Consider the following 12,984-nt stretch of genomic DNA (forward strand, 5'->3'; position numbering starts at 1 on the left):
CCTTGTGACCCTGCAATGTAATGGGTCCGGGGGCTGGATTCGAACCAGCGCCCACCCGGTTAAGAGCCGAGTGTTCCACCGCTGAACTACCCCGGAACAGAGCCCGCATTGTCGAACAGCCACAAAAGAATGTGAAGCCCGAAGCCTGTTGCAAGACAATTCGCGCCAGCAGGCTGAAACAAGCACTCGTTACAGTTTTTGGCGACCGGCCTCGTCACTCCTGGCCTTGTATTGAGGCGCTTCCTTCGAGTCGGGCCGATGCTGTCTGTTTTCACTAACGTGGTGGCCGTCGTAGAAACTCAACCTGATAGGAATAGGCAATGCTCGAAGATAAACCGGCATAGGTTACCGCTTGGGTGGTGACTACCATGACGTCACACCCGAGTCATTGGAGACCGTCATGAAACCAAGCAAAACCCTGTTCATCACCGGCGTCAGCAGCGGTTTCGGCCATGCACTGGCCAAGGAAGCCATTGCCAACGGCCACCGCGTGATCGGTACTGTGCGCAATGAAAGCGACCTGAAAAACTTCCAGGCGCTGTCCCCGGACAACGCGTACGGCGTGCTGCTGGACGTTACTGATTTTGAGCGGATCGACAGCGTCGTTGCACAAGTGGAAGCCACTCACGGTCCGGTCGATGTGCTGGTCAACAATGCCGGTTACGGTCACGAAGGCATTTTTGAAGAATCGCCGCTGGAGGACATGCGCCGTCAGTTCGACGTCAATGTGTTCGGCGCTGTCGCCATGACCAAAGCCTTCCTGCCCTACTTCCGCCAGCGTCGCGCCGGCCACATCCTCAACATCACCTCCATGGGCGGCACCATCACGATGCCCGGCATTGCCTATTACTGCGGCAGCAAATTTGCGCTTGAAGGGATCTCCGATACCCTGAGCAAAGAGCTGCGGCCCTTCAATGTCTTCGTCACGGCGGTGGCGCCTGGCTCGTTTCGCACCGACTGGGCCGGCCGTTCGATGCAACGCACCGCGCGCAGCATTGCCGACTACGACGCCAGTTTCGACCCGATCCGCCAAGCCCGGGAAGCAAAAAGCGGCAAACAGCTCGGCGACCCGCAAAAGGCTGCGCAAGCGATGCTGCAGATCATCGATTGCCCCGAGCCTCCCGCCCATTTGTTACTCGGCAGTGATGCGTTGGGACTGGTGCGTGACCGCCTGCAACGGGCGCTCGACGAGATTGATCAATGGCAAGCGCTGAGCTGCTCCACCGATCACTGAGAGAGAAAACAATGACGCCGGCCGATACCAGCACCGCACGCATGGTGCAACTGATGGAAGTCCTCGCACCGGTCGAGGGCTACAATCTCAGCGCGCTCGATGACGTGCGCTTCCTGCGCTCGAATCGCCCACTGACCCGCACCCCGGTGTTGTACGACCCCGGCATTGTCATCCTCTGCCAGGGTCGCAAGCGCGGTTATCTGGGTGAGGACACCTACGTCTATGACGCGCAGCATTATCTGGTGGTGTCCGTGCCCATCCCCTTCACCATGGAGACCGACGCCACGGCAGCCGAGCCGATGCTCGCGATTTACATGCAACTGGATTTTCAGTTGGCCAGCGAGTTGATGTTGCAAGTCGATGAGGTGCATGGCGTCAGCGATGCTGAGCCAAAAGGCATGTACGCCTCGCCGATGGACGAAGCGCTGCGCACTACGACCCTGCGTTTTCTCGAGGCGATGAGCGTCGCCGGTGAAGCGCAAATTCTCGGGCCGGCGCTGGTACGCGAGATCTATTACCGCATTCTCACGGGCGAGCAAGGTGGATCAATGCGTGCCGCGCTGCACCGTCGCGGGCATTTCGGCAAGGTGAGCCGGGCGATCCGCAAGATTCACAGCTGTTATCGGCAGCGCCTCGACGTTGAGCAATTGGCCCACGAAGCGAGCATGAGCGTACCGAGTTTTCACCTGCACTTTCGCAGCGTGACCGATACCTCGCCGATGCAATACCTGAAGTCGACACGCCTGCATCAGGCGCGGCTGCTGATGCTGCGCCAAGCCATGAGCGCATCGGCGGCAGCGTTCGACGTCGGTTATGAAAGCGCCTCGCAATTCAGTCGCGAGTTCAAACGATTTTTCGGCCGCACGCCGCAGGCGGAGATTGAATGGATGAAGGCGACGTACTCATTGCCGCCGCCGACAACGCCTTCCGAATTCGTGTCGTCGCACTAGACCGGTCATTTCGCGGGATGAAGCGCCGCGCCGTGGTGCATTGCCAGATGCCCGGTCTTGTCACTTTTGACTTCGTACTGCGGCTCGTCCTTGGAAGCAGGCCGATGGCGGCCCATGAACTCGACATCCCAGGTGTGCACCTTGACCACCTTGCCGCGAATCTCGCCGGCTTCGCTGTTCCAGTGAACCGCGTCGCCGACCTTGAATGACGTGCTCATGGCCTGTTCCCCACACTTATTCAATCCGGTCATTGCGACTCAGGATGCTCGCTCGACACCGAGTTGTTGGCCGCCACATCCGTCATGTCTTCATCGACTGGGGATTCTTCATCGGCGGGCAATGGAACCTCAGGCGGATTGCGTTCCGGATCATGCCCCGTCTCATTGTCCGTCGTCCGTGTCACGTTTTGCTGTGACCGGTTGCCCGGTGCATTTTCATCGATGTCCATGCTTGCTTCTCCGTTCTTGTACGCGGGATATCCGCGCTTAAACGTGAGAGGCAACGGCACAGCGCAAGTGCCGGGCACTGGACGAACGGTGCTCCAACGAAAAAAGCCTGCCGTTCAGGGCAGGCTTTCGCTTGGAGATTAAAATAATCGTGCCGGGCCAGCCGGACGCTAATCGTAAAACGCCTCAACCAAAACCCGACTGCCGACAAAGAAACTGTCCGCCACCAACCGTAACGGCTGCACATCCAGGTCACTGGCCTTGTCGCCGATCAACTGTTGGAAATGTCTGTACACCGCCGCGTACTCGCCCTCCTCCGACACGGCCTGACGCACGCCATCGATGCTCAACAGCGCCCCGCCGTTTTCCAGACGCAGAACACCCTCGGCACAACGAACTTCGATACTCCACAGCTCATCATGCCCATGGTCGAAATCGAACTCCGCCCGCACATCAAGCTGACGCGCATCAGCCATTTTGATCGACGCAGCAATCGGCGACTGGCAGTTGCTCGGCACGCGCAGTTCAGCCGATTCGACAAACAGCGGCAGCTTCAGCAGATGGGTGACGATCGACAAGGCATTGATCCCCGGATCGAATACGCCGAGGCCGCCGGGTTGCCAGATCCAGGTCTGCCCGGGGTGCCATTTGCGCACGTCTTCTTTCCAGTCGATCTGCACGCTTTGCAAAGTGCGCGAGGCGAGCCAGTCGCGAGCGGCTTCGATACCGGGCGCGTAGCGTGAATGCCAGGCAAACAACGCGCTGACGCCCTGCTCTGCGGCCTGATCGACCAAGGCCAGCGCTTCGCCCAACGTGGCACACGGGGGCTTCTCAACCAACACGTGTTTGCCTGCGGCCAGCGCTTGCTGCACCAGCGCAAAACGACCTTGCGGTGGCGTGCAGAAGGCAATCGCGTCAACCTGCGGACCGTTTTCCAGCAGCTCGCTCAACGAACGGAAATTTTCGACACCGGGGCAAGGCTTGCCTTGGGTAGCGACGGAGACCAACTGGAAAGCGGGATTGGCGAGGATCGCCGGGACGTGTTGATCCTGGGCAATCTTGCCGTAGCCCACCAGACCGAGACGGATTGGTTGCATCAATGACTCCTGTTTTGATTTTGTTGTCGTCAGTGAACCGGGAGATTACCTGTAAACGCCACGAGCGTCTGTCCGCGCAATGTCACAACAACGCACAGGATCAGGCAAGGATTGCACAGGAATGCACTAGTGCCCGAAGCGCCGGAAAAGAAACAATGCCTTACGACAAACCGATCGAGGATGTTCCCATGCTTGTACAAGCCTACGGCGCCCACGCGGGCGACAAACCCCTTGAACCGATGCAGATAAACCGCCGCGCGCCGGCCGCCCATGATGTGCAGATCGATATCGCCTTTTGTGGCATCTGCCATTCGGATCTGCACCAGGTGCGCGCGGAATGGGCCGGTACACAATTCCCATGCGTACCGGGGCATGAAATCGTCGGTCGCGTTTCCGCCGTCGGCGCACATGTGTCGGACTATAAGGTCGGTGATCTGGTCGGCGTCGGTTGCATCGTCGACAGCTGCAAACATTGCGATGACTGCGAAAGCGGTCTGGAAAACTATTGCGACGGCATGATCGGCACCTACAACTTCCCGACCGCGGATGCGCCGGGCTGGACGCTGGGCGGCTACTCGCAAAACATCGTTGTGCATGAACGCTACGTGTTGCGCATCCGTCATCCTGAAGCGCAACTGGCCGCCGTCGCGCCGCTGCTGTGTGCCGGCATCACCACTTACTCGCCGCTGCGTCATTGGAATGCGGGACCGGGCAAGAAAGTCGGCGTGGTCGGCATCGGTGGCCTCGGCCACATGGGCATCAAACTGGCTCACGCTCTGGGCGCCCACGTTGTCGCATTCACTACCTCTGAATCCAAACGCGAAGCGGCCAAAGCGCTTGGCGCCGATGAGGTTGTGGTGTCGCGCAATGCCGAAGAAATGGCCGCACACGCCAAGAGCTTCGACCTGATCCTCAACACCGTCGCCGCGCCGCACGATCTCGATGCATTCCTGGTGCTGCTCAAGCGCGATGGTGCGTTGACGCTGGTCGGCGCGCCTGCGACGTCGCATCCTTCGCCGAACGTGTTCAACCTGATCATGAAGCGCCGCACGATTGCCGGCTCGATGATCGGCGGCATTGCCGAAACTCAGGAAATGCTCGATTTCTGTGCCGAGCACGGCATCGTTTCCGACATCGAACTGATCCGCGCCGACCAGATCAACGACGCCTACGAGCGCATGCTCCAGGGCGATGTGAAATATCGTTTCGTGATCGACAACGCAACGTTGGCCGGCTAAGCCTCAGCGCCCATTGGCCATTAAGCGCGGCCAATGGGCCATTGAATTCCGTCGCCGGGATTTGACAGGTCCGGCGTTGCTCGCCAGAGTCGCACCCCTTTGCCTGCCATCAAGGGGTTGCCGTTGAACGAACAGACATTGTCCATGCGCCTTGAGCGCGTGGCTGCCCACGTACCTGCCGGTGCGCGATTGGCGGATATCGGCTCGGATCACGGCTATCTGCCGGTGGCGCTAATGCGCCGTGGTCTGATCAGCGCCGCCGTGGCGGGCGAAGTCGCGTCGACGCCGTTCCACGCGGCTGAACGCACCGTGCGCGAGAATGATCTGCAGCAGCAAATCAGTGTGCGCCGGGCCGATGGTCTGGCAGCAATCAAACCTGACGACGGCATCACCGCCATCAGCGTCTGCGGCATGGGCGGTGAAACCATCCGCGACATCCTCGACAGCGGCAAGGCCCACCTCAACGGCCAGGAACGTCTGATCCTGCAACCCAACGGCGGCGAACAACCCTTGCGCCAGTGGCTGATGGAAAACGGCTACCGCATCCTCAGCGAAGAGCTGCTGCGGGAAAACCGCTTCGACTACGAAATCATCGTCGCCGAACGCGCTGAACCGGTGATCTATACCGACAAGGAACTGTACTTCGGCCCCTTGCAGATGCAGGCCCGCAGCCCCGAGTTTCTGCGCAAATGGCAGCACAAACTTCACCATAAGCAGAAGACGCTGAGCCAACTCGCCCATGCGCAGCAGGGTTTACCGGATGGAAAGGTGCAAGACCTGACGCAACAGACACGCTGGATTACCGAGCTGCTGGCCTGAGCGCCAGCGTTTCGCACTGAGAAAACGCGTGCACAGGATGACTGCTCGCGCGCCCTCATTTGATACACCACATCATAAATGATGTACCCCAAGCCCCATTTATCAATTCTCTCCTGCCTCTTAAAGTCCTCTCCAACAGCCGCCCATCACTCCGACGGGCCAGCGACTGGAGATACCCCAAATGCCTTTCATCAGCGTACGTATCACCCGTGACGGCGTGACCCGGGAACAGAAAGCCCAGGTCATCAAGGAAATCACCGAAACGATGCAGCGGGTGCTGCACAAGGACCCGAAACTCACCCACATCGTGATCGAGGAAGTCGACACCGATAACTGGGGTTACGCCGGCATCACCACCACCGAATATCGCCAACAGTTGGCGGACTCGCAGTCATGAGCCGGGCCGTGAAAATCGATTTCGTCTCGGATGTCGTTTGCCCCTGGTGCGCATTGGGCGCCACCGCTCTGGAGCAAGCGATCCGGAATCTGGCGGGCGAAGTCGACGTGGAACTGACCTACAAACCGTTCGAACTGAACCCCGACATGCCCGCCGAAGGTGAACACGCCATCGAGCACATGATGCGCAAATACGGGCGCAGCGCTGAGCAAGTGGCAGATCGCAACGCGATGATCATCGAACGCGGCGAGCAGATCGGTTTTCACTTCGACCTGGAAAAACGCAGCCATTTCCACAACACCTTCGATGCCCATCGACTGCTGTTCTGGGCCGCCACACAAGGACGTCAGCGTGAGTTGAAGCAAGCCTTGCTCAAGGCCTACTTCACTGACGGCAAGAACCCGAATGACCACGCCACGCTGGTGATGCTGGCAGGCGCAGTCGGGCTCGACAGTCAGCGTGCGCAAGAGGTTCTGGCCAATGCAGAGTTCCGCCAGGCCGTGCGCGAACTTGAACGGTTTTACCAGCAGCGCGGCATCGACTCGGTTCCGGCCATGGTCCTTGATGACAAACAGGTCATCCCCGGTTCCCAGTCCGTCGCTTATTACGAGCAAGCGTTACGTCAAGCCGCGCAGATTGCGGCTCACGCCTGACACCCGAACTTCGTTTTTTCAAACCATTCAGATTGCATGAGGAAACATCATGAGCACGTCCAAAAAAGTTGTAGTGATCACCGGCGCCTCGCAAGGCATTGGCGCAGGCCTGGTCAAGGGTTTCCGTGAACGCGGCTATCAGGTTGTCGCGACCTCCCGTTCGATCAAACCGTCCACTGACGCGGATGTTCTCGCCGTCGCCGGTGACATCGCCGACCCGCTGACCGCCGAACGTGTGATTCGCGAAGCCGTTGCTCGTTTCGGGCGCATCGACACGCTGGTCAATAACGCCGGGATTTTCGTCGCCAAACCCTTCACCGAGTACAGCCAGGCAGACTACGCACAAGTGGTAGCGACCAACATGAGCGGCTTCTTCCACATCTCGCAATTGGCCATTGCCGAAATGGAGAAAAACGCCAGCGGCCACATCGTCAGCGTCACCACCAGCCTGGTCGACCACGCGATTGACGGCGTACCGTCGGTGCTCGCGTCGCTGACCAAAGGTGGCATCAACGCGGCGACCAAATCCCTGGCCATCGAGTACGCCAAGCGCGGTATTCGGGTCAATGCGGTGTCGCCCGGCATCATCAAGACACCGATGCACGGCGAAGAGACTCACGCCGCCCTCGGTAGCCTGCACCCGGTTGGGCATATGGGTGAGATCGACGACATCGTGCAAGCGATCCTTTACCTGGACAGTGCGAAGTTCGTGACCGGCGAAATCCTCCATGTCGACGGTGGTCAAAGCGCTGGCCATTGACACCTCCCCACGGCACTGCCGGTGTGTACCGGCGGTGCCGCTTCATGAGATAAACCTGAGAATGAACCGTCAGTTGATCCTCAGGCTTATTCCATGAAGCGCCACTTTGAAGACTTGCAGTTAGGCAGCATCGAACTCTTTTGCCTCGCCGCTGAAGCCGGCAGCTTCACCGCCGCCGCCCAGCTTGCGGGTGTGACGCCGGCCGCGGTGAGCCGGTCGATTCTTCGCCTCGAAAAAAGATTGGGTTCACGCTTGTTTGCCCGAACTACCCGCAGCATTCGCTTGACCGAAGCGGGCAGAAACTTTTTCGTCCAGTGCAGCCAGGCGCTGACGCAACTGGTCGAAGCGCAACAAGAAGTCATGGGCGCACAGTCGTCACCGTCCGGTCAGTTGCGCATCAGCCTGCCCACCACTTACGGGCACCACCGCATTCTGCCGCTGCTGCCAAAATTCCGCGCGCTCTACCCTGACGTCACCGTCGACATCCACTTGGGCAACCGCAATATCGACTTCGTCGGCGAAGGCTACGACCTGGCGATCCGCGTCCGCGCGCAACCGGATTCGACCATGGTTGCGCGGCTGCTGGAGGATGCAAAACTGGTGGTGGTCGCCTCCCCCGACTATCTGAAAAAGGCTGGCACACCGAAGACGCTTGAGGATCTGGTGCAACACGAATGTATTCAGTTCGAACTGCCGAGCAGCGGGCGGCGGATCTCCTGGCTGTTCCAGGAAAATGGCCACGATCGCGAAGTGATTTCCGACGGCGGTTACTCCTGCTCCGATGACGTGCTCGGCGGTGTCACCCTGGCCAGACATGGTGCCGGGGTCTTCCAGACGTACAAGTTCATTGTCGAAAAGGAGCTGGCGGACGGCAGCTTGGTCGAGGTACTTAAGCCGTACGCCGGGCGCTCGCGACCTTACACCTTGCTGTATCCGCATGGACGGTATGTGCCGCAACGGGTCAGGGCGTTTGTCGACTTTCTGTTGCAGTTTCGTGATGAGTGGGCGGTTGACGCTGATTGAATCGGCGCAACACAAAAGCCTGCTTTTCATGGCAGGCTTTTGTGTGGTCGCGCAGGCTTACTTCTGCTGTGCGGTCAGCGCCGTGTAGCTGTTCATCAGGTTGCGGTAGTTCGGGATCCGCTGCGACAGCAGGTTACCCAGACCTTCAATGTCGTTGCGCCAGTCGCGGTGCAGCTCACACGCCACCGAGAACCAGTTCATCATCTGCGCACCAGCCTGAGTCATGCGGCTCCACGCGGCTTGTTGCACGGTGGTGGTGAAGGTGCCGGAGGCATCGGTGACCACAAACACATCAAACCCCTCCGCCAGCGCCGACAAGGTCGGGAACGCTACGCAGACATCCGTAACCACACCGGCAATGATGATCTGCTTGCGCCCGGTGGCCTTGATCGCCTTCACAAAATCTTCGTTGTCCCACGCGTTGATCTGACCAGGACGAGCGATGTACGGCGCATCCGGGAACATCTCTTTCAGTTCCGGTACCAACGGGCCGTTCGGGCCTTGTTCGAAGCTGGTGGTGAGGATGGTCGGCAGTTCGAAGAACTTGGCCAGATCCGCCAGGGCCAGCACGTTGTTCTTGAACTCGTTTGGCGAGAAGTCCTGCACCAGGGAAATAAGGCCGGTCTGGTGGTCGACCAGCAGCACGATGGCGTCGTCTTTGTTCAGGCGGTTATAGGTTGGAGTGGTCATGGTCTGCTTCCCTTTTGAGTTTTAGAAGTTGTTGTTGCGTTCAAGTTGGGTACAGATTACTGACGCACAGGGACGGGATAAATCGGCTGAAAAGCGTTTCACCGTCCACTCAAAAGGGACAATTTTCCGGCTGCCGGTGAGTCTGAAAAACTGGCACCACTGACAAACCTGCGCGGAGCAGTCACGGGGTCATTTATCAGCTGCAGGTCCCCGCGCCGTGCTGTCGCGCTTCGTCAATGTGAACGGCAACACCACATGCCGTTGCGGCAACGGCTGTTTCTCGATCAGCGCAATCAGCATTTCCACGGCTTTCTCGCCGAACATTTCGGCGGGCTGGGCAATGGTCGTCAGCGGTGGATCGCAGTACGCGGCCATTGGAATATCGTCGAATCCGGCGAGAGAAATATCCTCCGGCACACGCAGCCCCTGCTCTTTAATGCTCTTGAGCGCGCCGATGGCCATTTCGTCATTTTCACAAAACAGCGCGCTCGGTCGGTTGTCGAGCGCGAGCAGTTTCCCGGCACCCGAATAGCCAGCGTCCAGGGTGAAATCGCCGTGACAGATGAGCGTGTTGTCCAGCGCAAGACCGGCGTCGCGCAGGGCCGCCTCATACCCCGCCAGACGATCACGCGTGAGCGGGCTGCCTTTGGGGCCTTTGATCAGTCCGATGCGCTGATGCCCCATCGCGATCAGGTACTCGGTCATGGCTTTGGCCGCCGCAACGTTATCCAGACTGATCGTTGGATGCCGTCCGTGCCGGATGACTTCGCAGGCATTGACGATCGGGGTCAGCACTGGCTCGGCGGCGGATTCATCGAATGGATCAAAGGCACGCAACTGAATCACGCCATCGGCTTGATGGGCATACACCAGATGGGCGAACTGGCGCTCAAGCGATGCCTGGCCCTGGGTGTCGCACAACAGCAACCGGTACCCGGCGGCCTGCGCGGCTTTCTGTGCGCCGCTGATCACCCTGGCGAAAAAGGTGTTGGCAATGGTCGGGACCAGAATCACCAGGTTGCCCGTTCTACGCGAGCGAAACTGCACCGCCATCAAATTCGGTCGATAGCCGGTTTGCTGGACGGCGGCCATGACCCGCTCGCGGGTATCGGGCAGCACACGCTCGGGGGACTTCAATGTTCTCGACACCGTTGCTACCGAGACACCCGCCAGCCGTGCCACTTCGCGGATATTGGACAAGACTGCCTCGCTCTTTCAATCAAATCGGCCGTCGAGCTTACCGCACAGCGTCACACGCCGAAACGTTGGCATTCGTCAGACACGGTTTGACACTCGCTGATTTCAGGCCTAGATTTCGCCCACGATGTAACCGGTTACATCATCAATGTTCCGCATGAATCCACTGAGACAATTGCCATGATTGCAGCAGGTAGAAAAATAAGAATGGGCTTCGTCGGCGGTGGTGAAGGTGCCTTCATCGCCCAGGCACACCGGCAGGCCGCCGGCCTCGATGGACGCTTCGAACTGGTCTGCGGTGCGTTCAGCCGCGACGCCCATAACAATCAACGCAGTGGTGCGGCGCTTGGGCTGCCTGCGCAACGCTGCTATGACGCCTGGCAAGACATGCTGGCCGCCGAACACGCACTGCCGGCCGATCAGCGCATGGAACTGCTGGTGATCGTCACGCCTAATCACCTGCACGCCCCTATCGCCAGTGCAGCACTGAGTGCGGGTTTCCATGTGTTCAGTGAAAAGCCCGCTGCGCTCAATCTGGCGCAAGTGCAGGACTTGGCCCGCGTGGTCAACAACAGCCAAAGGATCTACGCCCTGGCACATACCTACCTGGGGTATGCGATGGTCTGGCAGGCACGCGAGATGGTCGCCAGCGGTGAAATCGGGCATCTGCGCAAAGTCCTCGTCGAATACCCGCAAGGCTGGCTCAGCAGCGATGTGGCTGGCCAAGGCAACAAACAGGCGGGCTGGCGCGACAATCCTGAACAATCCGGCATCGGTGGCTGCATCGGTGACATCGGCACGCACGCGTTTTCCCTCGCGGAGTTTGTCGCCGGTCAACCCATCCAGTTCATCAGCGCGATGCTCGGGTCGCATTTGAGCAGTCGCCAGCTGGATGACGACGCCTCGATGCTGTTCAAAATGGCCGACGGCGCCAGCGGCGTATTGATCGCCAGCCAAGTGTGCGCCGGCGAAGAGAACCCGCTGAAGATTCGTCTGTATGGCGACAAGGGCGGGCTGGAATGGCGTCAGGAAGAGCCCGCCAGTCTGATCCATCGCCCCTTGAATGAGCCGATGCGCGTGCTGCGCTCGGGCCTTGGTCAACCTTGGCTGTGCGCAAACGCCACGCGGCGCATGCGCTTGCCCGCCGGACACCCGGAAGGCTACCTCGAGGCCATGGCCAATCTCTACGGTGACCTCGCGCAGGCCATTTTCAACGATGCGAGCGGTCCTGACGCACCGGGCGTTCCCGGCATAGCCACCGGGCTGCGCGGCATGGCCTTCATCGAGACCGCCATCGCCAATCATTGTGGCGAAGCCAAATGGACTGCAATACCTGACCTTGCCAATGGAGCAACCGCCAATGAACGTTAATCAACAACGCCCGAGCGGGATGCGCGGCCCCGGTATCTTTCTCGCCCAATTCATCGCCGACGAAGCGCCTTTCGATACCTTGGCCAACATCGCGCAATGGGCAGCTTCTCAAGGCTACAAAGCCATTCAATTGCCGACCCTCGGCACGCGCTTCATCGACCTTGAACGCGCCGCCGACAGTCAGGATTACTGCGACGAACTCATCGCCGTATGCGCCAAGGCCGGTGTGGTGATCAGCGAGCTGTCGACACACCTGCAAGGCCAACTGGTCGCGGTGCATCCGGCGTTCGACGCACTCTTCGATGACTTCGCCCCGGCAGCGCTGCGTGGCAATCCGCAAGCACGCACCGAATGGGCGATCAACCAGTTGAAACTGGCGGCGCGCGCCAGTCAGCGCTTGGGGTTGACCGCCCACGCGACCTTTTCCGGCGCCCTGCTCTGGCCCTACGTCTACCCATGGCCGCAACGCCCTGCCGGCCTGGTGGAACAGGGCTTTGCCGAATTGGCGAAACGCTGGTTGCCGATCCTCGAATGCTTCGATGAGGCCGGTGTCGACCTCTGCTACGAGATCCACCCCGGCGAAGACCTGCACGATGGCGCCTCTTTCGAACAATTCCTTGAAGCGGTGAATCATCATCCGCGCGCGGCAATTCTGTATGACCCGAGCCATCTGTTGCTGCAGCAAATGGACTACCTGGGCTTCATCGATCGCTACCACGCGCGCATCCGCATGTTCCACGTCAAGGATGCGGAGTTTCACGCCAACGCGCGATCCGGCGTCTACGGCGGCTATCAGGGCTGGGTTGATCGCCCGGGGCGGTTTCGTTCATTGGGCGATGGCCAGATCGACTTCAAAGCGATCTTCAGCAAACTGACGCAATACGACTTCAACGGCTGGGCCGTACTGGAGTGGGAATGCTGCCTGAAAGACGCTGCGCAAGGCGCTGCCGAAGGGGCGGCCTTCATCGAACGACACATGATCACCCGAACCCGCAAGGCATTCGACGATTTCGCCAGTGTGAGCGCTGACGAGCAATCCAACCGGCGTCTGCTGGGCCTTGGCGAACCCTGATTACCACGCTGTTACCGACATAAAAATAATACGGTGA

General features: G+C 59.6%; 15 protein-coding genes and 1 tRNA gene. 10 read left to right on the top strand and 6 right to left on the bottom strand.

The genetic code is table 11. The features are described 5' to 3' along the window. Positions 1-21: 21 nt before the first annotated feature. A tRNA-Lys gene (locus tag QOM10_RS17045) sits at positions 22-96 on the bottom strand. A 304-nt stretch (positions 97-400) separates the two neighbouring features. Here QOM10_RS17045 and QOM10_RS17050 point away from each other — a divergent pair. Both QOM10_RS17050 and QOM10_RS17055 read left to right on the top strand, forming a co-directional pair. Further along, the gene (locus QOM10_RS17050; protein ID WP_127928451.1) at positions 401-1,234 is read left to right on the top strand and encodes an oxidoreductase; all 834 of its coding nucleotides are present in this window, start codon (positions 401-403) and stop codon (positions 1,232-1,234) included. 11 nt (positions 1,235-1,245) lie between these two features. Beyond that, positions 1,246-2,184 carry an AraC family transcriptional regulator gene (locus tag QOM10_RS17055; protein WP_127928453.1) on the top strand — a complete coding sequence of 313 codons (939 nt, stop codon included), beginning with the start codon at positions 1,246-1,248 and terminating at the stop codon, positions 2,182-2,184. 5 nt (positions 2,185-2,189) lie between these two features. On the opposite strand, the gene QOM10_RS17060 is transcribed toward QOM10_RS17055, so the two are convergent. From QOM10_RS17060 to QOM10_RS17070, 3 genes are all read right to left on the bottom strand, one after another. Continuing rightward, the gene (locus tag QOM10_RS17060) at positions 2,190-2,402 is read right to left on the bottom strand and encodes a DUF2945 domain-containing protein (RefSeq protein ID WP_127928455.1); all 213 of its coding nucleotides are present in this window, start codon (positions 2,400-2,402) and stop codon (positions 2,190-2,192) included. Positions 2,403-2,431: 29 nt separating this feature from the next. Further along, positions 2,432-2,632: a hypothetical protein gene (locus QOM10_RS17065; protein ID WP_127928457.1), complete on the bottom strand. Its 201-nt coding sequence runs from the start codon at positions 2,630-2,632 to the stop codon at positions 2,432-2,434. A gap of 168 nt (positions 2,633-2,800) precedes the next feature. Beyond that, a complete protein-coding gene (locus QOM10_RS17070; RefSeq protein ID WP_127928459.1) occupies positions 2,801-3,727 on the bottom strand; it encodes a Gfo/Idh/MocA family protein in 927 nt (308 codons plus the stop codon). A 188-nt stretch (positions 3,728-3,915) separates the two neighbouring features. Here QOM10_RS17070 and QOM10_RS17075 point away from each other — a divergent pair, with 188 nt between their 5' ends. The 6 genes from QOM10_RS17075 to QOM10_RS17100 all read left to right on the top strand — a co-directional run bounded on the left by QOM10_RS17075 (position 3,916) and on the right by QOM10_RS17100 (position 8,617). After that, positions 3,916-4,965: an NAD(P)-dependent alcohol dehydrogenase gene (locus QOM10_RS17075; RefSeq protein WP_127928461.1), complete on the top strand. Its 1,050-nt coding sequence runs from the start codon at positions 3,916-3,918 to the stop codon at positions 4,963-4,965. Between the two features lie 123 nt (positions 4,966-5,088). Next, positions 5,089-5,784, top strand: coding sequence for a tRNA (adenine(22)-N(1))-methyltransferase (locus tag QOM10_RS17080; protein ID WP_316916589.1), 696 nt, complete (start codon positions 5,089-5,091; stop codon positions 5,782-5,784). Positions 5,785-5,965: 181 nt separating this feature from the next. Then, a complete protein-coding gene (locus tag QOM10_RS17085; protein ID WP_016987787.1) occupies positions 5,966-6,181 on the top strand; it encodes a tautomerase family protein in 216 nt (71 codons plus the stop codon). Then, the gene (locus QOM10_RS17090; RefSeq protein WP_127928465.1) at positions 6,178-6,834 is read left to right on the top strand and encodes a DsbA family oxidoreductase; all 657 of its coding nucleotides are present in this window, start codon (positions 6,178-6,180) and stop codon (positions 6,832-6,834) included. The genes QOM10_RS17085 and QOM10_RS17090 overlap by 4 nt, the downstream gene beginning before the upstream one ends. Positions 6,835-6,883: 49 nt before the next feature. After that, on the top strand, positions 6,884-7,594 hold the full coding sequence (locus QOM10_RS17095) for an SDR family NAD(P)-dependent oxidoreductase (RefSeq protein ID WP_127928467.1): 711 nt from the start codon (positions 6,884-6,886) through the stop codon (positions 7,592-7,594). Between the two features lie 93 nt (positions 7,595-7,687). Beyond that, positions 7,688-8,617: a LysR family transcriptional regulator gene (locus QOM10_RS17100; RefSeq protein WP_127928469.1), complete on the top strand. Its 930-nt coding sequence runs from the start codon at positions 7,688-7,690 to the stop codon at positions 8,615-8,617. Positions 8,618-8,674: 57 nt separating this feature from the next. Here QOM10_RS17100 and ycaC read toward each other — a convergent pair whose 3' ends face one another. Then, on the bottom strand, positions 8,675-9,307 hold the full coding sequence (ycaC, locus tag QOM10_RS17105; RefSeq protein ID WP_316916590.1) for an isochorismate family cysteine hydrolase YcaC: 633 nt from the start codon (positions 9,305-9,307) through the stop codon (positions 8,675-8,677). Between the two features lie 189 nt (positions 9,308-9,496). Then, complete coding sequence (locus tag QOM10_RS17110; RefSeq protein ID WP_316916591.1) at positions 9,497-10,507, bottom strand: LacI family DNA-binding transcriptional regulator; 1,011 nt, start codon at positions 10,505-10,507, stop codon at positions 9,497-9,499. 204 nt (positions 10,508-10,711) lie between these two features. Here QOM10_RS17110 and QOM10_RS17115 point away from each other — a divergent pair, with 204 nt between their 5' ends. Further along, the gene (locus tag QOM10_RS17115; protein WP_316916592.1) at positions 10,712-11,875 is read left to right on the top strand and encodes a Gfo/Idh/MocA family oxidoreductase; all 1,164 of its coding nucleotides are present in this window, start codon (positions 10,712-10,714) and stop codon (positions 11,873-11,875) included. Next, the gene (locus QOM10_RS17120; RefSeq protein WP_316916593.1) at positions 11,865-12,947 is read left to right on the top strand and encodes a sugar phosphate isomerase/epimerase family protein; all 1,083 of its coding nucleotides are present in this window, start codon (positions 11,865-11,867) and stop codon (positions 12,945-12,947) included. The genes QOM10_RS17115 and QOM10_RS17120 overlap by 11 nt, the downstream gene beginning before the upstream one ends. Positions 12,948-12,984 lie beyond the last annotated feature (37 nt).

This window comes from Pseudomonas sp. P108, from assembly GCF_032613195.1.
In the GTDB taxonomy this organism is placed as follows: Bacteria; Pseudomonadota; Gammaproteobacteria; order Pseudomonadales; family Pseudomonadaceae; genus Aquipseudomonas.

Coding starts and splice junctions, on each gene's coding strand:
- QOM10_RS17050 (WP_127928451.1), top strand. CDS start 401: ATGAAACCAAGCAAAACCCTGTTCATCACCGGCGTCAGCAGCGGTTTC.
- QOM10_RS17055 (WP_127928453.1), top strand. CDS start 1,246: ATGACGCCGGCCGATACCAGCACCGCACGCATGGTGCAACTGATGGAA.
- QOM10_RS17060 (WP_127928455.1), bottom strand. CDS start 2,402: ATGAGCACGTCATTCAAGGTCGGCGACGCGGTTCACTGGAACAGCGAA.
- QOM10_RS17065 (WP_127928457.1), bottom strand. CDS start 2,632: ATGGACATCGATGAAAATGCACCGGGCAACCGGTCACAGCAAAACGTG.
- QOM10_RS17070 (WP_127928459.1), bottom strand. CDS start 3,727: ATGCAACCAATCCGTCTCGGTCTGGTGGGCTACGGCAAGATTGCCCAG.
- QOM10_RS17075 (WP_127928461.1), top strand. CDS start 3,916: ATGCTTGTACAAGCCTACGGCGCCCACGCGGGCGACAAACCCCTTGAA.
- QOM10_RS17085 (WP_016987787.1), top strand. CDS start 5,966: ATGCCTTTCATCAGCGTACGTATCACCCGTGACGGCGTGACCCGGGAA.
- QOM10_RS17090 (WP_127928465.1), top strand. CDS start 6,178: ATGAGCCGGGCCGTGAAAATCGATTTCGTCTCGGATGTCGTTTGCCCC.
- QOM10_RS17095 (WP_127928467.1), top strand. CDS start 6,884: ATGAGCACGTCCAAAAAAGTTGTAGTGATCACCGGCGCCTCGCAAGGC.
- QOM10_RS17100 (WP_127928469.1), top strand. CDS start 7,688: ATGAAGCGCCACTTTGAAGACTTGCAGTTAGGCAGCATCGAACTCTTT.
- ycaC (WP_316916590.1), bottom strand. CDS start 9,307: ATGACCACTCCAACCTATAACCGCCTGAACAAAGACGACGCCATCGTG.
- QOM10_RS17115 (WP_316916592.1), top strand. CDS start 10,712: ATGGGCTTCGTCGGCGGTGGTGAAGGTGCCTTCATCGCCCAGGCACAC.
- QOM10_RS17120 (WP_316916593.1), top strand. CDS start 11,865: ATGAACGTTAATCAACAACGCCCGAGCGGGATGCGCGGCCCCGGTATC.